Raw genomic sequence first — 25574 nt, 5'->3', positions numbered from 1 at the left:
AAGGAACCGCTGAGCGAATTCCAAGGCAATTCTCAGCTTCGCACCCCAGACCCGTAGGACGCGAACCCGGAGCCTCAGGTTCCGTTCTGATCACCGGAGTGGAGCGGCTCCGCGCGCTGTCGAGGCGGAGGTGATCTAGGGCCGTTCCCCCCGCAGGCGTCCACCGGCGCGGACTACCATCACCCCATGACCCGTGTACTGCTCGCCGAGGACGACGCGTCCATCTCGGAGCCGCTGGCCCGCGCCCTGCGCAGGGAGGGATACGAGGTCGAGGTCCGCGAGGACGGGCCCACCGCGCTCGACGCCGGACTCCAGGGCAGCATCGACCTCGTCGTGCTCGACCTGGGGCTCCCCGGGATGGACGGCCTCGAAGTGGCCCGACGGCTGCGTGCCGAGGGGCACACGGTGCCGATCCTCATCCTGACCGCCCGCGCCGACGAGGTGGACACGGTCGTGGGGCTCGACGCGGGCGCCGACGACTACGTCACCAAGCCCTTCCGCCTCGCCGAACTCCTCGCCCGCGTGCGGGCCCTGCTGCGGCGCGGCTCCGCCGAGCCGAAGGAGGCGCCGGCCACGCACGGCGTCCGCATCGACGTCGAGTCGCACCGCGCCTGGATGGGCGAGGAGGAACTCCAGCTCACGGCGAAGGAGTTCGATCTCCTGCGCGTGCTCGTGCGTGACGCGGGACGGGTCGTGACCCGGGACCAGCTCATGCGGGAGGTCTGGGACACGACGTGGTGGTCCTCGACGAAGACGCTGGACATGCACATCTCGTGGCTCCGGAAGAAGCTCGGCGACGACGCGGCGAACCCTCGTTACATCGCCACGGTGCGAGGCGTCGGCTTCCGCTTCGAGAAGAGCTGAGGCCCTGCGGGGCTTGAGCCGAATATGGCCCCTGCGGTGCGCCGTAGGGCTGGCCTTTGATCGCGGCCGTCCGTCCGTCGTGGTTGCTCGCGCAGTTCCCCGCGCCCCTGAAGGGCACACTCCGTGCGCCCCCAGGGGCGCTTGGTGGTCGCGCTCCGCGGCGGAGCCGCAGATCGATACGGCCCCGCGCCCCCGGGGCGGAGCCGCGGTACCGAGCCGATCCGGGACACTGAGAGCTATGCGTCGCCGTCTGATCAATTCCACGCTCGCCGTCGTGCTCGTCGTGATCGCCGTGTTCGGGGTGAGCCTCGTCATCGTCGAGACCCGGACCATCACCAACAGCGCGCGCGAGCGGGTGGAGTCGGAGGCGGTGCGGCTCGCCTCCATCGTGGACAGCCGGCTGCTCAGCGACGAGCAGGTCACCGTCGGCATCCTCAAGGACCAGGTCGCCATCGAGGAGCGGTACGCCGTCATCGAGATGCCCGGCCGTCCGCCCCTCGAGCTCGGCGACAAACCCGAGGGCGACGTCATCGCGTACACCGCGCCGGGGGAGCAGGGCGAGAAGGTCACCGTCGAGGAGCCCCGCTCGGCGGTCACCCAGGAGGTCGGCCGCACCCTGCTGATCATCGCCGGGGTCGCCCTGCTCGCCGTCGTCGCCGCCGTACTGCTCGCCGTCCGCCAGGCCAACCGCCTGACCTCCCCGCTCACCGACCTCGCCTCCACCGCGGAGCGCCTCGGCTCCGGCGACCCGCGCCCCCGCCACAAGCGCTACGGCGTCCCCGAGCTGGACCGCGTCGCCGACGTCCTCGACGGCTCCGCCGAACGCATCGCCCGCATGCTCACCGCCGAGCGGCGCCTGGCCGCCGACGCCTCGCACCAGCTGCGCACCCCTCTCACGGCGCTGTCCATGCGCCTGGAGGAGATCACGATGACGGACGACCCGGACGAGGTGAAGGAGGAGGCGACGATCGCGCTCGCGCAGGTCGAGCGGCTCACCGACGTCGTCGAGCGGCTGCTCACCAACTCACGCGACCCGCGCACCGGCTCGGCCGTCTCCTTCGACCTGGACGAGGTCATCAAGCAGCAGCTGGAGGAGTGGCGCCCCGCCTACCGCAGCGCGGGCCGCGCGATCGTCTCGTCCGGCAAGCGGCACCTGACGGCCGTAGGCACCCCGGGCGCCGTCGCCCAGGTGCTGGCCGCGCTGATCGAGAACTCGCTGATGCACGGCGGCGGCACCGTCGCCCTGCGCACCCGCGTCACCGGCAACCAGGCCGTCATCGAGGTCACCGACGAGGGCCCCGGCGTCCCCTCCGAGCTGGGCTCGCGGATCTTCGAGCGGACCATCTCGGGGCGCAACTCGACCGGCATCGGCCTCGCCGTCGCCCGCGACCTCGCCGAGGCCGACGGCGGCCGCCTGGAGATGCTGCAGGCGTCCCCGCCGGTCTTCGGCCTGTTCCTGTCGCGCACCCCGATGCGGAAGAACCAGGACGGTGGCGAGGACGGGCACACCATCCGGTAGCGCACCAAGGCCCGGCCGGCTACTTCACGCGGTGGACGCCCCGGTCCCGCTGCTCGAGGAACGATTCGGCACTGGCCACGGCCTCCCGCGCCGGCAGCGCCCGGAACACCCAGGTCCGGTACGACCAGAAGCGGAACAGGGTCGCCAGGCCCATGCCGAGGAACTTGAAGATGTTGCTCTGCAGCGGGCTGTCCCAGTCGAACCCGTACGTCGCCACGTACAGGACCCCGTTCTCGATCACCAGGCCCACCACGCTGAACAGCAGGAACAGCGTCAGCTCCTTCGCGCGGCCGCTCTTGTCGCGGTCGCGGTACGTGAAGTAGCGGAACCCCACGTAGTTGAAGGCGATGGCGACGACCGTCGCGATCACGCTGGCCCGCACGACCTGGAGGTCCGTGCCGTGCCGCATCAGGTTGAAGACGCCGAAGTTCACCAGGACGCCGAGCGCGCCGACGACGCCGAACTTGGCGATCTCCCGGAACAGGGCGGTGAAGCGCCCGCGCAGCCCGCCCGGCCCGGACGGGGGTGTTCGCTCCGTGGTCGCTGTCATGGTGCCGCCTCAGCCCCCGTCGTCCCCGTGAAATGGTCGGGCGGTCGGTCACAACCGCCCCGTCCATGCTAGCCAGCGACCCCGGTGAACGCCGGGAGACGCCCTGTGTGGAGGTTCCTCCAAAAGATCGCCCGTACGGGAACCGGCCGATTGGCCGATACTCTGGGGGTGTGACGTTCCCGGTAGTCGGCATGGTCGGCGGTGGCCAGCTCGCTCGTATGACACACGAGGCGGGCATCCCGCTCGGCATCAAGTTCAAGCTCCTCAGTGACACTCCTCAGGATTCCGCGGCGCAGGTCGTCAGCGAGGTCGTCGTCGGCGACTATCGCGACCTGGACACGCTGCGCGAGTTCGCGCGCGGCTGTGACGTGATCACCTTCGATCACGAGCACGTGCCCACCGAGCACCTCAAGGCCCTGGAGGCGGACGGCATACCCGTGCGCCCCGGACCCGACGCGCTCGTGCACGCCCAGGACAAGGGCGTCATGCGGGAGAAGCTCACCTCCATCGGCGTGCCGTGTCCGCGCCACCGCATCGTGACCGGCCCCGCCGACGTCACCGCGTTCGCCGAGGAGGGCGACGGATACCCCGTCATCCTCAAGACCGTGCGCGGCGGCTACGACGGCAAGGGCGTCTGGTTCGTGCGCTCCGAGGCGGACGCCGCCGAACCCTTCAAGGCCGGCGTGCCGGTCCTCGCCGAGGAGAAGGTCGACTTCCGCCGCGAGCTCGCGGCCAACGTCGTCCGGTCCCCGCACGGCCAGGCCGTCGCCTACCCGGTCGTCGAGTCCCAGCAGGTCGACGGCGTCTGCGACACCGTGATCGCCCCGGCCCCCGACCTCGACGAGACCCTCGCGGGCGAGGCCCAGGAGCTGGCGCTCCGCGTCGCCCAGGAGCTCGGCGTCGTCGGCCACCTCGCCGTGGAGCTCTTCGAGACCCGCGACGGCCGCATCCTCGTCAACGAGCTGGCGATGCGCCCCCACAACTCCGGCCACTGGACCCAGGACGGCGCGATCACCTCGCAGTTCGCCAACCACGTGCGGGCCGTCCTCGACCTCCCGCTCGGCGACCCGCGCCCCCGCGCGACCTGGACCGTCATGGCCAACGTCCTGGGCGGCGACTACCCGGACATGTACAGCGCGTACCTGCACTGCATGGCCCGCGACCCCCAGCTCAAGATCCACATGTACGGCAAGGACGTGAAGCCCGGACGCAAGGTGGGCCACGTCAACACCTACGGCGACGACCTCGACGACGCGCTGGAGCGCGCCCGTCACGCAGCCGGATACCTGAGAGGGACCATCACCGAATGAGCCCCGAGAGCCCCTCGCACCCCGTCGTCGGCATCGTGATGGGGTCGGACTCCGACTGGCCCGTCATGGAGGCCGCGGCCAAGGCCCTGGACGAGTTCGAGATCCCCTACGAGGTCGACGTCGTCTCCGCGCACCGCATGCCGCACGAGATGATCGCGTACGGCGAGCAGGCCGCGGGCCGGGGCCTCAAGGCGATCATCGCCGGGGCCGGCGGCGCCGCCCACCTGCCCGGCATGCTCGCCTCGGTGACCCCGCTGCCCGTCATCGGCGTCCCCGTCCCGCTCAAGTACCTCGACGGCATGGACTCCCTGCTCTCCATCGTGCAGATGCCCGCCGGCGTCCCCGTCGCCACCGTCTCCGTCGGCGGCGCGCGCAACGCGGGCCTGCTCGCCGCCCGGATGCTCGCCGCGCACGACGAGGACCTCCTCGCCCGCATGCGCGAGTTCCAGCAGGAGCTCAACGACCAGGCCACCGAGAAGGGCAAGCGCCTGCGGTCCAAGGTCGAAGGCGCGGGCGCCGGCTTCGGCTTCGGGAAGTGAGCGGCATGACCGTCACCCCCGAGGCCCTGGAGCAGGCCCGCGCGCTCCTCGCCGACTTCCCCGTCGTCGACGGCCACAACGACCTCCCCTGGGCCCTGCGCGAGCAGGTCACGTACGACCTCGACGCGCGCGACATCGCCGCCGACCAGAGCGCCCACCTGCACACCGACCTGGCCCGCCTGCGGGCCGGCGGCGTCGGCGCCCAGTTCTGGTCCGTGTACGTCCGCTCCGACATGGCCGGCGACACCGCGGTCAGCGCCACGCTGGAGCAGATCGACTGCGTCGACCAGCTGATCGCCCGCCACCCGGCCGACCTGCGCGCCGCGCTCACCGCCGCCGACATGGAGGCCGCCCGCGCCGAGGGCCGCATCGCCTCCCTCAAGGGCGCCGAGGGCGGCCACTCCATCAACAACTCGCTGGCCACCCTCCGCGCCCTGTACGCGCTGGGCGTCCGCTACATGACGCTCACCCACAACGACAACATCGCGTGGGCGGACTCGGCGACCGACGAGCCCGGCGTCGGCGGCCTCTCCGCGTTCGGCCGCGAGGTCGTGCGCGAGATGAACCGCGAGGGCATGCTCGTCGACCTCTCGCACGTCGCCGCCACCACGATGCGCGCGGCACTCGACGTCAGCGAGGCGCCGGTGATCTTCTCGCACTCGTCCTCGCGCGCCGTCTGCGACCACCCGCGCAACATCCCGGACGACGTCCTGGCCCGCCTGTCCGGCAACGGCGGCGTGGCCATGGCCACCTTCGTACCGAAGTTCGTCCTCCAGGCCGCCGTCGACTGGACGGCCGCAGCCGACGAGAACCTGCGCGCCCACGGCTTCCACCACCTCGACACGTCCCCCGAGGCGATGAAGCTGCACCGCGCCTTCGAGGAGGCGCGCCCGCGCCCGATCGCCACCGCCGCCACCGTCGCCGACCACCTCGACCACATGCGCGAGGTCGCCGGCGTCGACCACATCGGCATCGGCGGCGACTACGACGGCACCGCCTTCACCCCCGACGGCCTCGACGACGTCTCCGGCTACCCGAACCTGATCGCGGAGCTCGTCACCCGCGGCTGGTCCCGGGACGACCTCGCCAAGCTCACCTGGCGCAACGCGGTCCGCGTGCTCGGCGACGCCGAGTCCGTCGCCCGCGACCTCCAGGGCAGGCGGGGCCCGTCGAACGCGACGCTGGAGCAGCTCGACGCGTAAGGCATCGCAGGGCATTTCCTGAGGAACGGGTGAGGGCGCCGGAAATTCGGCGCCCTCACCCGTTCGCGCTACTCACCGCGAAACCCTGCCGCACCGCATGCCACGGTGGGCCGAACGCTTCACCGAATTAAGCAGGACCCTCATGGCAGAACTGCAGGATCACATCAGCGCCCCCGCCGAAGCCGGCGAGCTCGACCAGCCCGCCCCCACCTCGGCCCCGCCCCCACCGGTCCCCACCACCCCCGACCCGGCCCAGGCCCACGAGCTGCTCGCGCGACACCCCATAGCCGACGGCTACAGCGGCCTCCTCCAAGCCCTGCGCACCCTGCCCTGGTACGACCTGGAGCTGGGCGAGAGCGCCGTCGAGACCGACCTGCCACGGCTGCGCGCCGGCGGCACCGGCGCCCTCCTGTGGGCGCTGCACATCGCGGGCGAGAAGCCCGTCACCAGCGCCCTCGAACAGATCGACCTCGTCAACCACGTCGTCGACCGCTACCCCGAAGGCCTGCGCCTGGCCCGCTCCGCGTCCGAGACCGCCGACGCCCGCGCCCACGGCCGCACCGCCGTCCTCATCGGACCCGCCCCCGCCGCAGCCGCAGGCGACTCCCTCGGCACCCTGCGCGGCCTGCACGCCCTCGGCCTGCGCGCCCTCACCCTCACCGGCACCGCATGGGCCGGCGACACCGGCCTCAACCGGTTCGGCGAGGAGATCGTCCGGGAGATGAACCGGCTCGGCATGCTCGTCGACCTCACCGGCGCGTCCCCCGCGACCGCCCGGCACGTGTTCGCCGTCTCCAAGGCCCCGGCGATCCTCACCCGCTCCGCCGCCCAGGCCCTCAACCACCATCCCGACAACGCCCCGGACGAACTGCTCGCCGCCCTCGGCGCCTCCGGCGGCCTGTGCCTCGTGCCCTGCTCCGCCGACCGCACCGGACCCGCGCTCCGCGACGTCGCCGACCACCTCGACCACGTACGGCAGATCGCGGGCCCCGGCGCCGTCGGCCTCTCCGGCATGTACGACACCGCGACCGCGCACCCCGAGGGCCTCGACGACGTCTCCGGCTACCCGGCGCTCATCGGCGAGCTCATCGAACGCGGCTGGCCCGAGACCGACCTCGCCCAGCTCACCTGGGGCAACGTCCAACGGGTGCTGCGCGCCGCCGAGTTCACCGCCCGCGCCGCACACCACCGCGGCACTCCACCGACGGGTTCCCCGCGCATATAGAACACCCCGCGCCCCTGAAAGGCGCACCAAGTGTGCCTTTCAGGAGCGCGGGGCTGTGTCGATCAGCGCTCCGCCGCGGGTCGCGACCACCTACGCCGCTGGGGGCGCACGAAGTGTGCCTTTCAGGGGCGCGGGGCTGTGTCGATCAGCGCTCCGCCGCGGGTCGCGACCGCCAACGCCCCTGGGGGCGCACGAAGTGTGCCCTTCAGGGGCGCGGGGAACTGCGCGAGAAGCCCCACCGGGCGGCACCCGGCGACGAAAGCAAGAACCCCCTACGGCGCGAAGCCGTACCGGTGACTAAGCCGACGGCCGCCCCATCGCCCGGTACGTCCACCCGGCCTCCCGCCAGGCCACAGGATCCAGCGCATTCCGCCCATCCAGAATCACCCGGCGCCCAGCGGCAGCGCCGAGCTCCGAGGGATCCAGCTCCCGGAACTCCCGCCACTCCGTGAGGTGCAGCACGACATCCGCCCCCCGCACCGCCTCGAGCGCGGAGTCCGCGTACCCCAGCGTCGGGAAGAGCCGCCGCGCGTTCTCCATCCCCTTCGGGTCGTACACGGTCACCTGACCGCCCTGAAGATGAATCTGCCCCGCGACGTTCAGCGCGGGCGAGTCCCGTACGTCGTCCGAGTCCGGCTTGAACGCGGCACCGAGCACCGCCACCCGCTTGCCGAGGAACGCCCCGCCCCCCAGCGCCTCCCGCGCCATCTCCACCATCGCCCCGCGCCGCCGCATGTTCACGGAGTCGATCTCGCGCAGGAACGTCAGCGCCTGGTCCGCGCCCAGCTCGCCGGCCCGCGCCATGAACGCCCGGATGTCCTTCGGCAGACAGCCGCCGCCGAACCCGATCCCGGCCCGCAGGAACTTGTGCCCGATCCGGTCGTCGTACCCGATCGCCTCCGCGAGCTTCGCGACGTCACCGCCCGCGGCCTCGCACACCTCGGCCATCGCGTTGATGAACGAGATCTTGGTCGCCAGGAACGAGTTCGCCGAGGTCTTCACCAGCTCGGCCGTCGGATAGTCCGTCACGACGAACGGCGTGCCCTCGGCGACCGGCGTCGCGTACACCTCGCGCAGCAGCTTCTCGGCCCGCTCCCCGCGCACACCGACCACGATCCGGTCCGGGTGCAGGGTGTCGTCCACGGCGAAGCCCTCGCGCAGGAACTCCGGGTTCCACGCCAGCTCCACGCCCTCGGGCAGCAGCCGGGCCAGCCGCTCCGCGGAGCCCACCGGCACGGTGGACTTGCCGACGACGAGCGCGCCGGGCTTCACGTGCGGCGCGAGCGCCCCGAAGGCCGAGTCCACGTACGACATGTCGCACGCGTACTCGCCGTGCTTCTGCGGCGTGTTCACACACACGAAGTGGACGTCGCCGAACTCCGCGACCTCCGCGAAGTCCATCGTGAAGCGCAGCCGCCCGCTGGACCCCTCGATCCCCGCGACGTGCTTGCGCAGCAGGTCCTCGAGACCGGGCTCGTACATCGGGACCTCGCCCCGCGTGAGCATCTCGATCTTCTCGGGGACGACATCGAGCCCGAGCACCTCGAAGCCGAGCTCGGCCATGGCCGCGGCGTGCGTGGCGCCGAGGTATCCGGTGCCGATCACGGTGATCTTCAAAGGCATGGCGAGAAGCTCCAGAGGGTGTCGGTGCCAGGGCGCTACTGAGTACTGATCTGCTCTGCGGTGGTGCCGCGACGCGCGCCCGAGCATAGTCGGGGTATGCGGAGCGCCCCGAAGGGGCAAGTTGTGGCTGTCGCGTAGCTCACGTATCCGTCCTGCGGGCCGCGCCCTAAGATTTGGGTTACTTAACGGTAATTAGCGTCGCTTGGAGTGAGAGACCTTGGCCGGATCGGCTGATTTCGACCTGTACCGCCCGTCCGAGGAGCACGACATGCTCCGCGACACGATCCGGGCGCTGGCCGAGGCGAAGATCGCCCCGCACGCCGCCGCGGTCGACGAGGACGCCCGCTTCCCGCAGGAGGCGCTCGACGCCCTCGTCGCGTCGGACCTCGCCGCGATCCACGTCCCGGAGGCCTACGGCGGCGCCGGCGCCGACGCGCTCGCCACGGTCATCGTGATCGAGGAGGTCGCCCGCGTCTGCGTCTCGTCCTCCCTCATCCCGGCTGTGAACAAGCTGGGCTCGCTCCCCGTCATCCTCTCCGGCTCCGAGGAGCTGAAGAAGAAGTACCTGGGCCCGCTGGCCAAGGGCGACGCGATGTTCTCGTACGCCCTCTCCGAGCCCGACGCGGGCTCGGACGCCGCCGGCATGAAGACCCGCGCGGTCCGCGACGGCGACTACTGGGTCCTCAACGGCGTGAAGCGCTGGATCACCAACGCGGGCGTCTCCGAGTACTACACGGTCATGGCCGTCACCGACCCCGAGAAGCGCTCGAAGGGCATCTCGGCGTTCGTCGTGGAAAAGAGTGACGAGGGTGTCTCCTTCGGCGCCCCGGAGAAGAAGCTCGGCATCAAGGGCTCCCCGACCCGCGAGGTCTACTTCGACAACGTCCGCATCCCCGCCGACCGCATGATCGGCGAGGAGGGCACCGGCTTCGCCACCGCGATGAAGACCCTCGACCACACCCGCATCACCATCGCCGCCCAGGCCCTCGGTGTCGCCCAGGGCGCCCTCGACTACGCCAAGGGCTACGTCCAGGAGCGCAAGCAGTTCGGCAAGCCGATCGCCGACTTCCAGGGCATCCAGTTCATGCTCGCGGACATGGCGATGAAGATCTCCGCCGCCCGCGCCCTGACCTACCAGGCCGCCGCCGCCTCCGAGCGCGGCGACGCCGACCTCACGTACCTGGGCGCCGCCGCCAAGTGCTTCGCCTCGGACATCGCGATGGAGGTCACCACGGACGCCGTCCAGCTCCTCGGCGGCTACGGCTACACCCGCGACTACCCGGTCGAGCGCATGATGCGAGACGCGAAGATCACACAAATATACGAAGGCACGAACCAGGTCCAGCGCATCGTCATGGCGCGCAACCTGCCGTAAGGCGGGCCGGACAGGCCTGACCGGCTTGACCGACAGACGAAGGGCGTCCGGGAAACCGGGCGCCCTTCACTCTTTCTGGGTAAGGGAACCACGAGACATGGATATCACCATGTCTCGTGTCTTACGTTCGTCGTGTGGCCGAGGGCTTCTCGGCACACGGCGGACCACAGGAGCGCGCTACGTTCGACCCATGACCGCTGATTCAGGTGTGAACCTGCCCGAGGGGTGGAGCCTGGACGGGGAACGACTCGTCCACGAAGCCGAATTGCACGGCTGGCGTCTGACCGTTGTCAACCGGCTCGACGCACCATGGGACGGCCCGACGAGCCTCTGCATCGAGCCCCCGGACGACCTCGGCGCAGGGGTCGGCACGGACGGCATCACGGCGGAACTCATGAGGTCGATCTCCCTGGCGGAGATCCGCAGGACGACCAAGGACCTGCGGGCACGCCTGGGGCGTTCGACGGGCGCGGCCACCACCGCTGCGAAGCTCTCCAGGGTCGAGACCGAGCAGGAGTACGCGCTGATGGCCCATGCGTACGTGCAGCTGGTGCAGCAGGGGTACCGGAGTCCGGTCACCCGGCTGGCGTCGGCGTGGGGGTTGAGCCGGAACACCGTCAGCGGGCGGATCCGGCGGGCGCGCGCGATGGGCTTCCTGGAGGGGTCGCCGGGTAAACCCGCAGACCGTCTGACCGGCAAGGCCAGACGGCACCTGGAGGGGGATGACGGGCATGGGGAATCCGCGCGCGCTGGGGAAGGGCGTCGACCCGCCGAGGGGTGAGTCACTGGTGGAGGTCTTCGAGTTGTGGGCCACCACGAGGGGAGTGGAGAACAGCAGCGTCAAGCAGTACCGGTCGATCTCGGCGAGAGCCGTCCAGCCGTTCTTCGAGGCCGAAGCCGTAGGGGCCGTCACCACCTGCCGGATCGAGCGATGGGTGGAATGGATGATCCGGGACCGGGGCTACAAATCCTCGACCGTCCGGTTCCGGTTCAACGTGCTCGTGGCGGTGTTCGACTGGGCCGTCGGGCGGGACCTGGTCGACAGCAACCCGTGCCGGTCGGTGACGTTGCCGGTCAGCCGGGCGAGGACTCATCGGGACCAGCGGGCGGACGTGCACATCCCGCCGACGGATGCGGTGCTCGCCGTCATCGGCGCCGCCCCGGAGCGGTACCGAGGCATGTTCTGGCTGATGGCCGGGTGTGGTCTGCGGCTCGGTGAGGCGATGGGCGTGACCCGGGACCGGATCTCGTTCGCCCAGGGCCTGCTCACCGTGGACCGCCAGGTGGCCTGTGACCGCGACACGGGGTCAGGCCGCTTCGGCAGCATGCGACTGCGTCACGTCAAGTGGCGGGAGGACGGGGAGAAGGGGCGCCGTGTACCGCTCCCCGGCGTGGTCGCCCTGGCGTTGCGGCGGCATCTCAGGGACTTCGACACCTGGGGTGATGAAGAGCTCCTGTTCCCCAATGTGACGGGAACGGGGCTCCTTTACCCCTACTACTGGTACCAGCGCATCTGGCGGCCGGCATTCGCCGAAGCGGGCCTCGACTACTTCAAACCGCACAGCCTCCGGCACTACTACGCGGCCTCTCTGCTGAGCCAGGGCGTACCGGTGTCCGAGGTGTCCGCCTGGCTCGGGCATGCATCGGTGTCCTTCACCGAGCGGTCTACGCGGACGTGATGCCGGACGCTCCGGACCGTGCGCGGTTGGCCATCGATGGTGCGCTGGGTTCCGTATGCGGCCCGGCCGGGCAGTCGGTGGCCGCTGTCGCGTAGTGGTGGTGTGAGTCTCATGATCGCGGAACCAGTCAAATGTTCTTGCGAACCAGCCAAAGAACTTCGAGGCGTTGGCTGTGGGCATGCCAGGTCACGAGACTCGAGCCGTCGATCATCCGGACGGAAGGAATCCTCATGCGCATGCGACGGCTCGGTGGCATCGCCGCCACGTTCGGCCTGGCCGCCGCCGGTCTCGTCTTCTCCGCTACGCCGGCCGCGGCCGCGGGGTACAACGGCGCCTGCGGGTCCGGTTACAACGTGATCGGTTCCAAGGACGTGGGCCAGGGCATCGCCTATGTCACCTACAACAGCTCCAACGGCTACAACTGCGTGGTCACCGTCAACGACGACCCGGGGACGGCGCGTTACCTGGACGCCCGCCTGCGCGTGCACCGGACCGACACGGTGTGGAAGTCCAACGAGATGGACGCGGGGACGTTCGCCTACTACGCGGGGCCCGTCTACGTGTACGCCAAGGGCCACTGCATCGACTACGGCGGCGAAGCCGGCAGCAACAGCTACGTGCAGATCGACTACGGGGTCCACTGCGGCTGAGCCGTGCGGACGTGCACGTGAACGGGGCGCGGGAGGTGAACTCCTGCGCCCCTCATGTCAGGTGGCGGTCATCGTCGCCTTTACTCCGCCGAGCACGGCAGGTGAGGTCACCACCGAGACGGACTTGCCAGGTCAAGTCCGAGGAACTAATACGCGGCCGCCACAGTCCCGCAGTTGGTTGCGCCGAGAGAGGCCTGACGGTGTGAAGCGTGTCGTACTCTGGGCGCCTGCAATTGCGTTGCGAGGTCCCGATGGTCCTGGTACGTGGATTGTCGAAGGCCGGGGGGCCGCCGTGTCTGCTGGGGAGCGGGACGGCTCGTGACGTGCACCCCCGGAATGCCAAAGGGGTGGAACATGGCCGTGGGGGGCTTGGCCGACCGTCATGTGGTCGCGCAGCAGATCAGGGATCTGGCCGGGGAGCCGGGGCTCGCGCCGCGCAGCGAGGAACTGTACGAACTGGCGAAGGCGCTCGGAGCACCGACTCCTGGTGCCGATCTGGAGCCCTGGACGCAACTCGACCTGCTGGCCGCCTACGCGCGTCCGGAGAGCATCCATATTCCGGTGGCGGAGCCCAAGCGTTGGCTGACCGGCCTTGAGATCGCGCTGGGCGTCGGTGTCTTCCTGCCGCTGCTTGCCACCTGGGTGGGTCTGGCCAATGCGTCGAGCGCGTATGAAGCGTTGACAACCGCTGACCCCAAGGCGGCGGGGCGCCCCTTCCTCCAGCTGTGGCAAACGGGCTTCGAGGGGCGGCTCGACGGGCTGTCCTTCGGTACGACGGCGATGGTGGCCGCCACCATGATCTTCGGGCTGATGGCCGCAGTCGCCGTGCACGGTTGGAAGAAGACCGCTGGCGATCGGGCCGAGGAGGTGTCCCGTCGGCAATCCGACCAGCTGTCCTCCCGCCTGGTCATCGCTCTTACGCGGGCTCAACTCGCACTGAATGAGCACCGCCTGTCTTCACCGACGCGGTTCGCCGCCGAGCTGACCGGTGCTGCCAAGACCCTGACGCGACTCGGAGACCGAGCGGCGAAGGCGAACACGCAACTGGCCACCGCGGCCGGGGCCGTCGGGGACGCGGTCCAGGAGGCTGGGCGTCAACTCAGCACGGTGGGCAGCGCGGTCCAGCCCCTCGAACTCGCCGCAGGCAGGATCGAGGATGCGGTGCGCCACAGTGGCAAGGAGCTGGAGGCCGCGGTCAGTGGAAGCGGCGTCATGGTCCGCAAGGCACTGGAGGATGTGCGGGAGGTGAACGGCGAGGTCCGTGACACTCTCGGGCAGGCCGGTGAGCGAGTCGAGGATTCGGTGACGCTGCTTGCCGCGGCACAGCGGTCGTTCACCACCGGCGTTGAAGTTGCCGCGGATGTTTCGGCGCAGGTGCTCGGTCGTCTGGACGGCGTTGCCTCGGACTCGGCGGCAGTGGTGGCGGCAGCGGAAGAGGCCGCCCGCGGCACCGTGTCCGCGGCAGGTGAGGCGCAGGTGTCCGTGCGGGAGTCGCAGGAAGCCGTCCGCGCGTCGCAAGTGACAGTGCGGGAGATGGCGGCGCACACGGAGGCGCTGCGGGAGGCGGCGGAGCGGTTCGCGCATCTGCTGGAGACCGCGGTGCCCGTCTCCGGCGACGGGGGCGCGGCTGGCCTGGGCCTGACCCTCGACAAACCGTCTGACGCCGCGCGCTCCACCCGTCCGAGCGCCGCGCTGTGAGGGCTCCCCGGTTCAACCCGCTGTTTCTCGCGGGTTGGCTCTTCGCCGACATGTTGCTCGTACTCGCCCTGGTAGCCATGGGAGATCAGGGCGATCCGCAGGCCGTGGCCAAGGCGCGTCCGTCCGCCTCGGCGGCGAAGGACAGGCCTGAACCGTCTCCGAAACCGAGTCCGTCGGGGGCCCGCGCGGTGTCCCGGACCCCGGTAAAGGTGGCTGTCGACGCCCCCGCCGGTGATGTGCGGAGCATCAAGGAGCAGGTGCGCAGTGCCACCGAGAAGTACGCGGGGCGACAAGCGGCCATCGTGCTGACCTTCGGTCGCCACCCCGACCCGGCGGGTGGCGGGAAGTATGCGACGGAGGTCAACTCCGCGCTCCGTACGGCACGTCCGGAGATGTTCGGGAAGGCCACGACGCGCGACTTCTGGAAGGGCGGGTCCGCCGGGGGCCACGCCGACATAGAGATCTATTTCTACACGTACGAGAACTGACCGACCGGAGGCGCGAGGCCATGCAGATCCTGCCGTTCTACCTGCTGTGCGACGAATCGGGCTCGATGTCCGGGGACCCGATCGCTTCGATCAACGGTGCACTGCCCGAACTTCATCACGAGATCAGCACCAACCCGACGGTCGCCGACAAGACCCGGTTTTGTCTGATCGGATTCTCGGACGATGCCAATGTGCTGCAGCCCCTGGTGGACCTCAGTGACATCGAGGAGGTCCCGGCGCTCTCGGCCGGTGGCCTGACGTCGTTCGGCGCGGCGTTCCGCACGCTGCTGCGGTGCATCGAGACCGATGTGGCCGCGTTGAAGGCGGAGGGACACGAGGTGTACCGGCCGGTCACCTTCTTCCTCTCCGACGGGATCCCGACGGACGAAGGCTGGGAGCAGGCCCACAAGGAGCTGCTCGCCTCGCGGTACGCCCCGAAGATCATCGCCTTCGGTATCGGCGACGCAGAGGAGGCCACGATCGGGCGGGTAGCGAACTTCCGGGCCTTCATGCAGAAGGACTCCAGCGTCACCGCCGCTAAGGCACTGCGTGAGTTCGCCTCCAGCCTGACCCGTTCCATCGTGCGGTCCGCGAGCACGATCGCGGCGGACGGCGGATCGGGCTTCACGCTGGCCGTCGACGAAACTGTGCCCGGGTTCTCCACCGTTTCTCTCGACAAGCTCTGAGCGGGGGCGACCGATGCCGGGACATCCTGATCACGTGGACGGCCGGGAAGCCGACGGGCAGTTGGCCGCACATTTCGACTCCATTCCCAAGGATCTGGTGACCGCACGGCTAACGGAGGCGCCCGTGCAGTCACCGGCGCCCGCACCGGACGTACCCGAGCTCGGCGCCCCTCAGTACAGCGGCCCGAAGCCGCCGCTGTACCCCTCGGTGCCGAACAGCAGGCCGACCGTGGACGCAGATCTGTTTGCCGCACTGTTGCCGGACACCGTCATGGACGGCGCGTCCGCGCCGGGTGTGACGGTCCGGGCCGCTTCCGTCCGGGGCGACTCCCACCGGTATCACGGAGAGCCCCGCCAGGATGCTCTCGGAGTTGCACGGATCACCTTCCCCGCCGCCCCTCAGCAGTCGGGCGACGGTGGGGAGGAACTGCTGATGCTGGCGGTCGCCGACGGTGTGGGGTCCGCAGCGCAGTCCCACCTGGGTTCCAACGAGGTGTGCAGGCTTGCCGCTCGCTACGTGAGGCGCGCGGTATCACTTCCCGCCGTGATCCGTTCCGGAGACGGCGAGCGTTTCCAGGAGATCGCCGACACCGTGGTGGAACGGATCTCCCACGCTTTGTCCAACGCGGCGCTGGATCGTGGACACGAGCCCGGTGCGTACGCCACCACGCTCCGCATCCTGCTGGTCCCCTCCGATCCGTCGATCCGGACCAGGGCGTTTCTGGCAGTCGGTGACGGTGGCACCGCCCTGTTGCGTGGAGGGTTTTGGTACCCGGACATCACAGCGATGTCCGGCGACGACACGGAGATGATCGACACCCGCACCGCGGCGCTCCCCATGTCCCGCACGGCACAGACGCGGCTGATCCCGGCACGTGCCGGGGATGTCTTAGTCCTGGCCACCGACGGACTGTCGGGCCCCCTTGCCGGGGACGAGGAGATGCGTGAGTTCCTGCGCGCGGCGTGGGGCGACGGCACGGTGCCTGAACCGGCCGACTTCCTTTGGCAGTTCCAGTACAGGGTGAAGTCGTACGACGACGACCGGACCGCTGTGGTGCTGTGGGAGCGGGAGGAGCACGCATGACCGCCGGCGACGGAGCCGACCAGCAGTACGCGCAGCTCCGGCTTCTCGACAAGGCAGGAGACGGGGGGCAGGGAGAGGTACATGTCGTTGCCGGGCAGGGGCGGCTGCTCTACAAGGGGTATCGGGAACCCCACAAGGTCGATGGTGCGGCGCTCGCTGCCCTGGTGTCCTATCGCCTGAGGCTTCAGGAGGCGGATCGGGAGCGACTGGACAGAGAGGCGGCGTGGCCGCTGTGCCGGGTTCTCGACGGCAGCAGAGTCACCGGGTTTCTGATGAACCGGGCGCCGAACCCGATGACATGGGCGACGTCCAAGGGCGACAGCCGCCTGATCGACCTGTCCTACTTGTTGCGAGAGGCCAAGCCGGCGTGGAGTGCGGTGGTGCAACCGGCACCACAGGCACGGCGTGCGCTGGCGATCGCACTGACCGAGGCTATCGGCAGGCTGCACGCGGCCGGCCTGGTCCTGGGAGACCTCTCGCAGTCCAACGTGCTGTGGACGCTGGACCCGGTGCCGTCCGTCTTCCTGTTGGACTGCGATGGGATCAGGCTTGTCGGCCGGGCTCCTGTACTGCCTCAGGCCGATACGCCTGATTGGCACGATCCGCTGGCCTCCCCGGGCACCGCCACCGTCGACAGCGATCGCTACAAAGCCGCCCTGATGATCGGCAGAGTGCTGGCACGGGACGCGTATGCGAGGCCGGGCAAGCCCCTGATTCCTGTCACCGGAGTGCTCGACGCTCGCCGGGAGGAAGCCGTACGGCGGTTGTGGGATCAGGCAGGTGGTCCGGCAGGAGGACGGCCCGATCTCGGTCAGTGGAGGAACGCCCTCACAGCGCGTGAGACGATCAAGCTGGTCGCGGCGAGGCCGGAACCCCGGCCGGTGGTGGACCGCTCGAAGTTCGACGGTCGCCGCAGCCGGGGCACCATTTCGTTTCGCGACTGAGTCTGTCCTCATGAAGCTGGCGGTTGACGAGGGCTGAGCGGCGACGTTGGCGGGCTGCCCGTTGTCTCGCACCCCTCGCTTCACGAGCGACTCCGTTTCTCTCGCTCCCTGCGGGGACCAGGCGGAGCGGAACCGGTTCGTCGCCGGGACCTTCGGCAGCGACCACTGGTTGTGGGACACGCCCGATGCGTTCCGGTTCGACTCAGGCAGCCGCGTGCTGGCCGGAGTCCGCCTCGAGCTGCCGTCCTCCGCGTACTCGGAGACCGCCGGGTGTCCTGCCTTGCCCCCTGTGCGGCAGGGCGGACTCCGAGCTGACGAGGTCGGCAGTTTCCGGCACGAGATCTGCGCGCTGCTGTGCCGGGCTCCGAGGGGCGCCGCACTGGTCTGTCTCCGCGACACGGACGTCCTGGACCCACCGCTGGAAGCCCGATCGGCATCGCGCAGGACGTGGCGCTGCTCGTCCAACGAGGTGCCGTCGTGGGCTGGAGCGTCCACGCCCCGGCGCGGTATCCCGACCAGTGCTTACCAGGATCCCGACCCGGAGCCGCCCGCGCCCGCAACGCGACGGCTGCTCAGTGAGTGCCGGGGTCTCGTCACGGAGCCGGTGGTCGACGACCTCGTGCTGGCGGTCGCGGACCGGCTGTCGGGCAAGCGCACCTTCGACCTCGCCCCGGCCCCGAACCCGGTCACGTACGTGGGCAACCCCCAAGTATCACGGGGACGAACGCCACGCCTTCACCGACGAACGGGCCCTGGAGATCGTCAAGAACCCTGATGCCGTGTACCAGTCACAGGGCCAGGCCATCACGGCGTACGGGGAGTCGGGTATCAAGGGCGAGACCGGGGCGAAGGCGCTCGGCGGCAGTCGTGGCCCCTGGAGTGCAGATCAGATGAGGCAGGCATGACCGCGAAAGTGTCGTTCGACGGTGCTTGGCAGGCAGCGGTGACGGGCGATCCGCTACCCGGCACCCCCCGCTTCACGGGAGATTCCGTGGATGTCCCGGGGTACACGGACGTGACGGAACAGCAGCGGTTCCTCGCGAGCACCTTCGGGAGCGGGCCCGCGCTGTGGGACACACCCGACACCCTCCGGTTCGACCCGGAGAGCCGGAAGCTCGTCGGTGTCGAGCTTCAACTGCCGTACAGCACCGCCTACTCCGAGGTCTCCGACCGTGTGCCCGAGCTGCCCGAGGTGCGGCTGGGCGGGCTGCTCGCGGCGGAGGCCGAGGGCTTCCGGCACGAGATGTGCTCGGTGCTCTGCCGGACCCCGGGGGACGGCGTGCTGGTCTGCCTCCGCGACCTCGACGTCCTGGACGCGCCGCTGGACGCGCGGATCGGCATCGCCTCCGACGTCGCGCTGCTCGTGCAGCGCGGAGCCGTCGTCGGCTGGACCATCACAGACCCGGCGCGGTATCTGACCGCCACGTACCGTGCCCCCGACCCGGAGCCGCCCGCGCCAGCCACCCGACGGATGCTCAGCGAGTGCCTGGACCTGATGACCGAGCCGGTCGTCGACGATCTCGTGGATGGCGACCCCGCCGCCGTGGCCCGCCTCCGGGCGGCCGACGAGGCGCTGCGCACCCAGCGGGAGGACTCGAACCGGGCCGCGGCCCTGCGCGAGCTGATCGCCCAGTACGTGGAGGACTACGGCGTCAGTCGCTCGTGACCGTGACCTTCTCGTCGTTGTTGAACTGGTCGACGAGCTGCTTGACCTTGGCCTTGTCCCACAGGAGGTTGCCGCCGACCGAGCCGTTGACCGGCATGTTCATGGACTTGCCGTCGCCGCCGGAGACCGACTTCATCGCCATGAACATCGAGCCCAGGTCCCACAGGCTCATGTCCTTGTCGACGACCAGGGAGTCCAGGCCCGCGCCCATCGTGGGGTAGAGCTTGAACGGGTTCATGACCGTCGACGGGGACGCCACCTTGTGGGCCAGGGCGGCGAGGAAGGCCTGCTGGTTCTTGGTGCGCTGGAGGTCGGAGGCGGCGAAGGCGTGGCGGGTGCGGACGAAGGCGAGAGCCTGCTGACCGTTCAGGGTCTGCTTGCCCTTCTCGAAGTCCGCCCCGGACCACTTGTCCTTGAAGCCGTCCTTCAGGTCCATCTCGACGCCGCCGACCGCGTCCACGATGTTCGCGAAGCCGGCGAAGCCGATCTCCGCGTAGTGGTCGATGTGCAGGCCGGTGTTGGACTCGACGGTGCGGACGAGGAGCTCGGGGCCGTCCTCCGCGTAGGCGGCGTTCAGCTTCACCTGGCGGCCGGTGCCCGGGTAGAGCTTGCCGGACTCGGCGCCCTTGAAGGAGGGGATCGTCACGTTCGAGTCGCGCGGCAGCGAGACGAGGGTGTCGCCGTTGTCGCCGACGTGCAGGATCATCATCGTGTCCGTGCGCTTGCCCTCGGCGGAGCCGGTGTGCAGCTCCTTCTTCTGCGCGTCGGACATGCCCTCGCGGCTGTCGGTGCCGACGATCAGGTAGTTCGTGCCGTCGCCGGCCTCGGGGCGGTTGATGACCTTGGACAGGTCGACGTCCCGGTGCAGCTTGGAGTCGGCCCAGAAGTACGTGGCGATGCTGGTGACGCCGACCACGGCGACGACCGTGATGACGCCCCACTTGATGCGCTTGCCCCAGTTCGCGGGACGGACCGGGCGGCCGGTCGGCGGCCCGTAGTCGTCCCCGCCGCCGCCCCCGTGCGGGGCGCGGCTCTGCTGGCCGTAGACCTGGCCCGTGTTGTAGCCGCTGTCGTAGGACGGCTCCTCGCGGTACCGGTCGCCGTAGCCGTCGTCGTACGCGGGCTGCTGCGGGGGCACCGGTCGCTGCACCTGGCGCATCGAGCGCGCGCCCTCGGGGCGTGCGCTCGCGCTGCCTCGGCCGTAGCCGCCGCGCGAGCCACCGCCCTGCCTGTCGCTCCACCCCTCGGGCCAGTCATTCATACGGCCCAGTGTGCCGTGCGGGGGTGCGCGCCTTACAGGGCGGTGGGTAAATCGGACCGGGGCTGTTGCAGAGCTGACACAAACGAGCCCCGCATATGGTGGGTGCCATGACAGACCAGGCCCACGGCACGGAATCCGAAATTCCGGGCAAGCCGACTTCCGCTTCCCGCACGACGTTGTCGCACATCATGACGCACAACGACACCAACCTCCTGGGTACGGTCCACGGCGGCGTGATCATGAAACTCGTGGACGACGCGGCCGGCGCGGTGGCCGGGCGGCACTCCGGCGGGCCCGCTGTCACCGCGTCCATGGACGAGATGGCGTTCCTCTCACCGGTCCGGGTCGGTGACCTGGTGCATGTGAAGGCGCAGGTGAACTGGACGGGGCGGACCTCGATGGAGGTCGGCGTGCGGGTCCTCGCCGAGCGGTGGAACGAGTCGACTCCGGCGCAGCAGGTGGGCTCCGCGTATCTGGTGTTCGCCGCGGTGGACGCGGACGGCAAGCCGCGGACCGTGCCGCCCGTGGAGCCGGAGACGGACCGTGACCGCCGCCGCTACCAGGAGGCCCAGATCCGGCGCCAGCACCGGCTGGCCCGGCGCCGCGCCATCAAGGAGCTCCGCGCGAAGTCCGCCCCGGAAGAGGACTGATCCGCCGTAGCCCCGAGGCTTTCGTCGCCGGGTGCGGGCCGGTGGGGCTTCTCGCGCAGTTCACCGCGCCCCTGGAGGTGCGCACTTCGTGCGCCACCTCCGTCGGGCGTCGACCCGTCGGGGAAATGCGGCGCGAAGCGCCACGCATTTCAGGGGCGCGGGGAACTGCGCGACCAGCCACGACGAAAGCCGCACCCGGCAGCGCTCAGCCGCACACCACCTCGTCGCCCGTCACCGCGCCGAACTCTCCCTGATAGGCGTCCTCGGCCCGCACCGGCCGGACGCCCTTGTAGTCGGACCCGGCGACCACCTTGAGCATGGGCCCCTGGCCCTTGACCGGCTTGAGGCGGGCGCCGGGGAGGGCCGCGGCCAGGGACTTCGCGGAGCGGTCCCAGCGCGGGTCGTAGAGGACGAGAGTGTGCTCGGCGACGGCGCGGCCCGAGGCGTTGGCCGGGGCGCCCGACGTGCGGAAACCCGTCTTCTTCAGTGCCTTGTCGACCTTCATGCCGAGCCCCGGGGTCCGGGTCCCGTTCTCGACCTGCACCCGGATCTGCTGCGGCGAGACCCCGACGACCTTCGCCTTCTTCTTCTTGTGGTGCGCGGCGAGCGGCTCGTCCTCGCGCAGGGCCTGGAAGAGCTTGCCGGACTTGACCGGGTCCCACTTCACGGTCGACCCGATGCCCTTGACCGGGTAGCTCATGTCGCCGATCGGCACGGTCGTGAACTCCGACGAGGACGGCGAGAAGTTCCGCATGGCCTCGGCGAGGTCGACCATCTCGTTCGTGCCGAAGCCCTTGTCGGCCCGGACCGAGCCGAGCAGCGTACCGGCGACCTCGCGGAACCTGACCGGGTTGAGGAGCACCCCGGACGAGGTCGTCGCGGAGATCAGGGAGGCGAGGAAGCGCTGCTGGCGCTGCATGCGGCCCAGGTCGCTGGCGCTGTCGGCGTGCCGGGAGCGCACGTACTGGAGGGCCTGCCCGCCGTTCAGCTTGTGGGAGCCGACGCCGAGGTTCAGTCCGGTGTACGAGTCCTTGAGGGGCTTGGCGGTGCAGACCTCGACGCCGCCGAGCACGTCGACGGTCCGCATGAAGCTGGTGAAGTCGACCTCCAGATAGTGGTCGATCTTGACGTGCGTCATGTTCTCGACGGTGCGCACGGTCAGCTGCGGCCCGCCCTCCGCGTACGCCGCGTTGAGCTTGACCGGGTGCGGGTGGTGTTTCTCACCGGTGGTCCGGTCGGTGTGGGCGGGCATCTCCGCGTAGGAGTCGCGCGGGAGGGAGACCACGGAGGCGCGGTCGTGGTCGGCGGAGATGTGCACGATCATCACGGTGTCCGTGCAGTGGCAGGGGGCGCCGCCGAGCCGGTACTTCTTCTTCTCGGCCGGGGTGATCCTGTCGCGGCCGTCGGTGCCGACGAGCAGCACGTTCGTCCCGTGCCCGGCCGCCGGGCGGTTCTTCATGTCCTTGAACGGGTCGATGCGGTCGATGCCGCTGTCCAGGCTCGTCACGAGCGCGTGCCCGATGCCGGCCGCGGCCAGCACGGTGACGGAGAACGTGGTCGCCACCCGCATGGCCCATCGGGGCTTCCTCCTGCGCATCGGCCGCACCGGTCGGCGGCCCTGCCCCGGCCGCGGGGGGCGCTGCGGACGGGCTGGGGAGCGGGGCGGCGTGGGCACGGGGGGACACCTCCGCGACGGCGGGCGTGGGATCCTGAGCACCGTAGGCCGATACGATCTCCTGCCCGCGGTAGCGACCCGGGCGGCGCGCGTCGGTATCCCCCATTAGCGGTAACGTGACCCGCGAAGCCGCACCCCCGGGGCCGACCGACCGGACCCCCGGCCCTCGGCCGAGAAACCGGACCCCCGGCCGTGAAAGACGAGATGGATACCCAGAACGCACCTTCCGACGGGCAGCTCCCGGCGGTCTCCGTGATCATGCCCATCCTCAACGAGGAGCGGCATCTGCGGGAGGCGGTCGAGGCGATCCTGGCGCAGGAGTACGCCGGCGAGATGGAGGTCGTGCTCGCGCTCGGCCCCTCGGCGGACCGCACGGACGAGATCGCCGCGCAGCTCGTCGCCGAACACCCCCGCGTGCACACGGTGCCGAACCCGACGGGCCGTACGCCCGCCGCGCTGAACGCGGCGATCAAGGCGTCCCGCCACCCGGTCGTGGTCCGTGTCGACGGGCACGCCGCGCTCTCCGCGGGCTACATCGAGACCGCCGTACGTCTCCTGGAGGAGACCGGCGCGATGAACGTGGGCGGCATCATGCACGCCCAGGGCACCAACGCGTGGGAGCAGGCCGTCGCCGCCGCGATGACCTCGAAGATCGGCGTGGGCAACGCGGCGTTCCACACGGGCGGCGCCGCGCAGCAGGCCGAGACGGTCTACCTCGGTGTCTTCCGGCGCGAGGCGCTGGAGCGGCAGGGCGGGTACAACGAGGAGTTCATCCGCGCCCAGGACTGGGAGCTGAACTTCCGGATCCGTGAGGCCGGCGGGCTCATCTGGTTCTCGCCCGAGCTGAAGGTCTCCTACCGGCCGCGCCCGAGCGTGAAGGCGCTGGCCAAGCAGTACAAGGACTACGGGCGCTGGCGGCACGTCGTCGCGCGCTACCACGCGGGCTCGATCAACCTGCGCTACCTCGCCCCGCCGGCCGCCGTGTGCGCGATCGCGGCGGGCGTGGTCGTGGGTGCCGCGCTGACGCCCTGGGGCTTCGTCGTCCCGGGCGGCTACCTCGCGGCGATCCTCGCGGGCTCCGTGCCGGCGGGCAAGGGCCTGCCGCTGAAGGCGCGCGCCCAGATCCCCGTCGCCCTCGCCACGATGCACATGACCTGGGGCTGGGGCTTCCTGACCAGCCCGAAGTCGCTGGCGAAGAAGGTCATCGCCTCGCGCCGGCCCGCCGTGCTCGGCGACGGCAAGGTGACGAGCTCCACCAGCCCCACCAAGTGACGTACGGGGCGCGGGAGTTCACCTCCCGCGCCCCGTACTCTCCGCATGTCTCGCCAGGTGTCACCGTCTACCAGGTGTAACCGTCCTCCACGGCCATGCACTTGGAGGCGTCCGCGCCGTTCTGTGTCTGTTCCTTGTCGAGGGCCTTGGCGTCGTCGGTCGAGTCGGCCGCGTCCTTCGGGTAGACGTTGCCCTCGCGCCAGTCGGCGCCCACGGTCAGCGTCACTCCGGAGACGTCCGTCGACTTCTGGACCGAACTCAGCGGAATCCCGAGGGACTTGGCGACGGCCTGGGCGTCGCCCTCCAGGTCGGCCGACGGGAAGCGGATCACCGTGTGCTCCTCGGACAGGGACTGCGACTGGTCCGCGACGGCCCGGGCGAAGCCCTGGCCCGTGAGGATCCCGGCCACCGCCGAGGCCCGACCGGGCGCGGCCGGCACGGTCGTCGTGCGCGTGCCGTTGCGCACCTGCACCGCGATCTCGCCGTCGGGCGCCGCCGGATCGTCCGAGACCTCGGTCTTCGGCTTCTTCTTCCTGCCCTTGCCGTCGAGCGCGACGTCGTCCCGGAGCATCCGCCACAGCGCCTCGGCCTCGCCCGCCTTCGGGGCCACGCGGGCGCCCTCGTAGACGAACGGCATGGTCGTCATGGTGATCCGGTCCGGATCGGGCTTCTTCAGCTCGTTGCTCAGGTCGTACAGCTTCTTGACGGTGTCCAGGCCGTCGTCGGGCTTCACCGCCTTCGTCGCCTTCTCGGCCAGGGTGCGCAGCTTGCCCGGGTGGCTGAACGTCGTGTTCTTGCGCAGCTCGCGGACCATCGCGCTCATGTACATGTGCTGCGCCTTGGCGCGCGCGATGTCGCTGCCGTCCTCGAAGCCGTGCCGGGTCCGCAGCCACTGGAGGGCCTGCTCGCCCTTCACGTACGTGGTGCCCTTCTTCAGCTTCAGGCCCGAGCCCTCGCCCCGGCTGTTGCGGGAGTAGACGTTCTGGTCGACGCACACGGGGACGCCGCCGATCGCGTCCGCCATGGACACGACGCCCGAGAAGTCGACCATCATGTAGTGGTCGATGTGGATGCCGGTCATCTGCTCCCAGGTGGCGACCGTGCAGCCGGCGCCGCCGCGGGCCAGCGAGGAGTTCACCATCTGCCGGGACACGGTCGCCTCGTAGACGTGGCCGCTCTTCGGGTCGGTGCACTTGGGCAGCTGGGTGAGGGTGTCGCGCGGGATGCTCACCACGGACATGTTCGTGCGGTCCGCCGACAGGTGCAGCAGCATCTGTACGTCGGCCAGCGGGGGCGCGCCCACGCTCGCCTTGTGGCCGCCCAGCTTCAGGTTCTCCTTGCTGTTCCGGTCGTCCGACCCGATCAGCAGGATGTTCAGCGGGGTCTGGCCCGCCGCGTTCGGTGTCGGCTTCGCCGCCCGGTGCTCGCCCAGGCTGAGCTTGCCCGTCTGGATGTTGTTGTTCAGGTGCTGGTACCAGAGATATCCGGCACCGGCCGTTCCCAGTACGAGGACCGCGAGCACGCCCGTGGTCCAGCGCAGTATTCGCGAGCGTTTGCTGCGCGCGCTTCGTCGCCCCATCCCTGCCCCACACTCCCCACCCCTGGCCAAGGCTC

Annotated in this window: 23 protein-coding genes; 18 read left to right on the top strand and 5 right to left on the bottom strand. The window is 70.2% G+C overall.

Going from position 1 to position 25574, the window contains the following annotated elements; genetic code table 11:
- Positions 1 to 186: 186 nt before the first annotated feature.
- Both ACIBTU_RS36665 and ACIBTU_RS36660 read left to right on the top strand, forming a co-directional pair.
- Positions 187 to 864 (top strand): response regulator transcription factor, encoded by a 678-nt coding sequence (locus tag ACIBTU_RS36665; protein WP_188338522.1) that lies wholly within the window; start codon positions 187 to 189, stop codon positions 862 to 864.
- Between the two features lie 238 nt (positions 865 to 1102).
- Positions 1103 to 2383: an ATP-binding protein gene (locus tag ACIBTU_RS36660; protein ID WP_399131053.1), complete on the top strand. Its 1281-nt coding sequence runs from the start codon at positions 1103 to 1105 to the stop codon at positions 2381 to 2383.
- Positions 2384 to 2402: 19 nt separating this feature from the next.
- Here ACIBTU_RS36660 and ACIBTU_RS36655 read toward each other — a convergent pair whose 3' ends face one another.
- A complete protein-coding gene (locus ACIBTU_RS36655) occupies positions 2403 to 2933 on the bottom strand; it encodes a GtrA family protein (RefSeq protein ID WP_399131052.1) in 531 nt (176 codons plus the stop codon).
- A gap of 65 nt (positions 2934 to 2998) precedes the next feature.
- Between ACIBTU_RS36655 and ACIBTU_RS36650 the strand changes: the two genes are divergently transcribed.
- The 4 genes from ACIBTU_RS36650 (at position 2999) to ACIBTU_RS36635 (ending at position 7209) form a co-directional block, all read left to right on the top strand.
- The gene (locus ACIBTU_RS36650) at positions 2999 to 4243 is read left to right on the top strand and encodes a 5-(carboxyamino)imidazole ribonucleotide synthase (RefSeq protein ID WP_399131051.1); all 1245 of its coding nucleotides are present in this window, start codon (positions 2999 to 3001) and stop codon (positions 4241 to 4243) included.
- Entirely contained in the window at positions 4240 to 4782 is a 543-nt protein-coding gene (gene purE, locus ACIBTU_RS36645) for a 5-(carboxyamino)imidazole ribonucleotide mutase (protein WP_399131050.1), read from the top strand. Before ACIBTU_RS36650 ends, purE begins: the two co-directional genes overlap by 4 nt.
- A 5-nt stretch (positions 4783 to 4787) precedes the next feature.
- A complete protein-coding gene (locus tag ACIBTU_RS36640) occupies positions 4788 to 5984 on the top strand; it encodes a dipeptidase (RefSeq protein WP_399131049.1) in 1197 nt (398 codons plus the stop codon).
- A gap of 142 nt (positions 5985 to 6126) precedes the next feature.
- On the top strand, positions 6127 to 7209 hold the full coding sequence (locus tag ACIBTU_RS36635) for a membrane dipeptidase (RefSeq protein ID WP_399131048.1): 1083 nt from the start codon (positions 6127 to 6129) through the stop codon (positions 7207 to 7209).
- Positions 7210 to 7506: 297 nt separating this feature from the next.
- On the opposite strand, the gene ACIBTU_RS36630 is transcribed toward ACIBTU_RS36635, so the two are convergent.
- Positions 7507 to 8832: a UDP-glucose dehydrogenase family protein gene (locus ACIBTU_RS36630; RefSeq protein WP_399131047.1), complete on the bottom strand. Its 1326-nt coding sequence runs from the start codon at positions 8830 to 8832 to the stop codon at positions 7507 to 7509.
- 217 nt (positions 8833 to 9049) lie between these two features.
- Between ACIBTU_RS36630 and ACIBTU_RS36625 the strand changes: the two genes are divergently transcribed.
- From ACIBTU_RS36625 to ACIBTU_RS36580, 10 genes are all read left to right on the top strand, one after another.
- Positions 9050 to 10207, top strand: a complete 1158-nt coding sequence (locus tag ACIBTU_RS36625; RefSeq protein WP_399131046.1) for an acyl-CoA dehydrogenase family protein — start codon at positions 9050 to 9052, stop codon at positions 10205 to 10207.
- Between the two features lie 190 nt (positions 10208 to 10397).
- Positions 10398 to 10988 (top strand): hypothetical protein, encoded by a 591-nt coding sequence (locus tag ACIBTU_RS36620; protein ID WP_399131045.1) that lies wholly within the window; start codon positions 10398 to 10400, stop codon positions 10986 to 10988.
- Complete coding sequence (locus tag ACIBTU_RS36615) at positions 10939 to 11886, top strand: tyrosine-type recombinase/integrase (protein ID WP_399131044.1); 948 nt, start codon at positions 10939 to 10941, stop codon at positions 11884 to 11886. The genes ACIBTU_RS36620 and ACIBTU_RS36615 overlap by 50 nt, the downstream gene beginning before the upstream one ends.
- Before the next feature lie 230 nt (positions 11887 to 12116).
- Entirely contained in the window at positions 12117 to 12536 is a 420-nt protein-coding gene (locus tag ACIBTU_RS36610) for a spore-associated protein A (RefSeq protein WP_399131043.1), read from the top strand.
- Positions 12537 to 12890: 354 nt separating this feature from the next.
- The gene (locus ACIBTU_RS36605; protein ID WP_399131041.1) at positions 12891 to 14234 is read left to right on the top strand and encodes a methyl-accepting chemotaxis protein; all 1344 of its coding nucleotides are present in this window, start codon (positions 12891 to 12893) and stop codon (positions 14232 to 14234) included.
- Between the two features lie 209 nt (positions 14235 to 14443).
- A complete protein-coding gene (locus ACIBTU_RS36600; protein ID WP_399131040.1) occupies positions 14444 to 14722 on the top strand; it encodes a hypothetical protein in 279 nt (92 codons plus the stop codon).
- Between the two features lie 20 nt (positions 14723 to 14742).
- Positions 14743 to 15408: a VWA domain-containing protein gene (locus ACIBTU_RS36595; protein WP_399131039.1), complete on the top strand. Its 666-nt coding sequence runs from the start codon at positions 14743 to 14745 to the stop codon at positions 15406 to 15408.
- 34 nt (positions 15409 to 15442) lie between these two features.
- Complete coding sequence (locus ACIBTU_RS36590) at positions 15443 to 16492, top strand: protein phosphatase 2C domain-containing protein (protein WP_399131037.1); 1050 nt, start codon at positions 15443 to 15445, stop codon at positions 16490 to 16492.
- Positions 16489 to 17436, top strand: coding sequence for a hypothetical protein (locus ACIBTU_RS36585; RefSeq protein ID WP_399131036.1), 948 nt, complete (start codon positions 16489 to 16491; stop codon positions 17434 to 17436). The genes ACIBTU_RS36590 and ACIBTU_RS36585 overlap by 4 nt, the downstream gene beginning before the upstream one ends.
- A gap of 991 nt (positions 17437 to 18427) precedes the next feature.
- Complete coding sequence (locus tag ACIBTU_RS36580; protein WP_399131035.1) at positions 18428 to 19102, top strand: hypothetical protein; 675 nt, start codon at positions 18428 to 18430, stop codon at positions 19100 to 19102.
- On the opposite strand, the gene ACIBTU_RS36575 is transcribed toward ACIBTU_RS36580, so the two are convergent.
- Positions 19089 to 20363 carry an LCP family protein gene (locus ACIBTU_RS36575; protein WP_399131033.1) on the bottom strand — a complete coding sequence of 425 codons (1275 nt, stop codon included), beginning with the start codon at positions 20361 to 20363 and terminating at the stop codon, positions 19089 to 19091. The genes ACIBTU_RS36580 and ACIBTU_RS36575 overlap by 14 nt on opposite strands.
- A gap of 107 nt (positions 20364 to 20470) precedes the next feature.
- Between ACIBTU_RS36575 and ACIBTU_RS36570 the strand changes: the two genes are divergently transcribed.
- Positions 20471 to 21013, top strand: a complete 543-nt coding sequence (locus ACIBTU_RS36570; protein WP_399131032.1) for an acyl-CoA thioesterase — start codon at positions 20471 to 20473, stop codon at positions 21011 to 21013.
- A gap of 205 nt (positions 21014 to 21218) precedes the next feature.
- On the opposite strand, the gene ACIBTU_RS36565 is transcribed toward ACIBTU_RS36570, so the two are convergent.
- Positions 21219 to 22583, bottom strand: a complete 1365-nt coding sequence (locus ACIBTU_RS36565; RefSeq protein ID WP_399131030.1) for an LCP family protein — start codon at positions 22581 to 22583, stop codon at positions 21219 to 21221.
- Between the two features lie 309 nt (positions 22584 to 22892).
- On the opposite strand from ACIBTU_RS36565, the gene ACIBTU_RS36560 reads away from it, so the two are divergent.
- Entirely contained in the window at positions 22893 to 23960 is a 1068-nt protein-coding gene (locus ACIBTU_RS36560; RefSeq protein ID WP_399131029.1) for a glycosyltransferase family 2 protein, read from the top strand.
- A 67-nt stretch (positions 23961 to 24027) separates the two neighbouring features.
- Here ACIBTU_RS36560 and ACIBTU_RS36555 read toward each other — a convergent pair whose 3' ends face one another.
- Positions 24028 to 25539 (bottom strand): LCP family protein, encoded by a 1512-nt coding sequence (locus tag ACIBTU_RS36555; protein WP_399131028.1) that lies wholly within the window; start codon positions 25537 to 25539, stop codon positions 24028 to 24030.
- Positions 25540 to 25574: the final 35 nt, after the last annotated feature.

It is taken from the genome of Streptomyces sp. NPDC050145, from assembly GCF_044460245.1.
Lineage (GTDB): Bacteria > Actinomycetota > Actinomycetes > Streptomycetales > Streptomycetaceae > Streptomyces.
Note: the sequence above shows the minus strand (reverse complement) of the source record. Positions and strands in the feature narration are given on the sequence as shown.

Coding starts and splice junctions, on each gene's coding strand:
- ACIBTU_RS36665 (WP_188338522.1), top strand. CDS start 187: ATGACCCGTGTACTGCTCGCCGAGGACGACGCGTCCATCTCGGAGCCG.
- ACIBTU_RS36660 (WP_399131053.1), top strand. CDS start 1,103: ATGCGTCGCCGTCTGATCAATTCCACGCTCGCCGTCGTGCTCGTCGTG.
- ACIBTU_RS36655 (WP_399131052.1), bottom strand. CDS start 2,933: ATGACAGCGACCACGGAGCGAACACCCCCGTCCGGGCCGGGCGGGCTG.
- ACIBTU_RS36650 (WP_399131051.1), top strand. CDS start 2,999: ATGCTAGCCAGCGACCCCGGTGAACGCCGGGAGACGCCCTGTGTGGAG.
- purE (WP_399131050.1), top strand. CDS start 4,240: ATGAGCCCCGAGAGCCCCTCGCACCCCGTCGTCGGCATCGTGATGGGG.
- ACIBTU_RS36640 (WP_399131049.1), top strand. CDS start 4,788: ATGACCGTCACCCCCGAGGCCCTGGAGCAGGCCCGCGCGCTCCTCGCC.
- ACIBTU_RS36635 (WP_399131048.1), top strand. CDS start 6,127: ATGGCAGAACTGCAGGATCACATCAGCGCCCCCGCCGAAGCCGGCGAG.
- ACIBTU_RS36630 (WP_399131047.1), bottom strand. CDS start 8,832: ATGCCTTTGAAGATCACCGTGATCGGCACCGGATACCTCGGCGCCACG.
- ACIBTU_RS36620 (WP_399131045.1), top strand. CDS start 10,398: ATGACCGCTGATTCAGGTGTGAACCTGCCCGAGGGGTGGAGCCTGGAC.
- ACIBTU_RS36615 (WP_399131044.1), top strand. CDS start 10,939: ATGGGGAATCCGCGCGCGCTGGGGAAGGGCGTCGACCCGCCGAGGGGT.
- ACIBTU_RS36610 (WP_399131043.1), top strand. CDS start 12,117: ATGCGCATGCGACGGCTCGGTGGCATCGCCGCCACGTTCGGCCTGGCC.
- ACIBTU_RS36605 (WP_399131041.1), top strand. CDS start 12,891: ATGGCCGTGGGGGGCTTGGCCGACCGTCATGTGGTCGCGCAGCAGATC.
- ACIBTU_RS36595 (WP_399131039.1), top strand. CDS start 14,743: ATGCAGATCCTGCCGTTCTACCTGCTGTGCGACGAATCGGGCTCGATG.
- ACIBTU_RS36585 (WP_399131036.1), top strand. CDS start 16,489: ATGACCGCCGGCGACGGAGCCGACCAGCAGTACGCGCAGCTCCGGCTT.
- ACIBTU_RS36575 (WP_399131033.1), bottom strand. CDS start 20,363: ATGAATGACTGGCCCGAGGGGTGGAGCGACAGGCAGGGCGGTGGCTCG.
- ACIBTU_RS36570 (WP_399131032.1), top strand. CDS start 20,471: ATGACAGACCAGGCCCACGGCACGGAATCCGAAATTCCGGGCAAGCCG.
- ACIBTU_RS36565 (WP_399131030.1), bottom strand. CDS start 22,583: ATGCGGGTGGCGACCACGTTCTCCGTCACCGTGCTGGCCGCGGCCGGC.
- ACIBTU_RS36560 (WP_399131029.1), top strand. CDS start 22,893: ATGGATACCCAGAACGCACCTTCCGACGGGCAGCTCCCGGCGGTCTCC.
- ACIBTU_RS36555 (WP_399131028.1), bottom strand. CDS start 25,539: ATGGGGCGACGAAGCGCGCGCAGCAAACGCTCGCGAATACTGCGCTGG.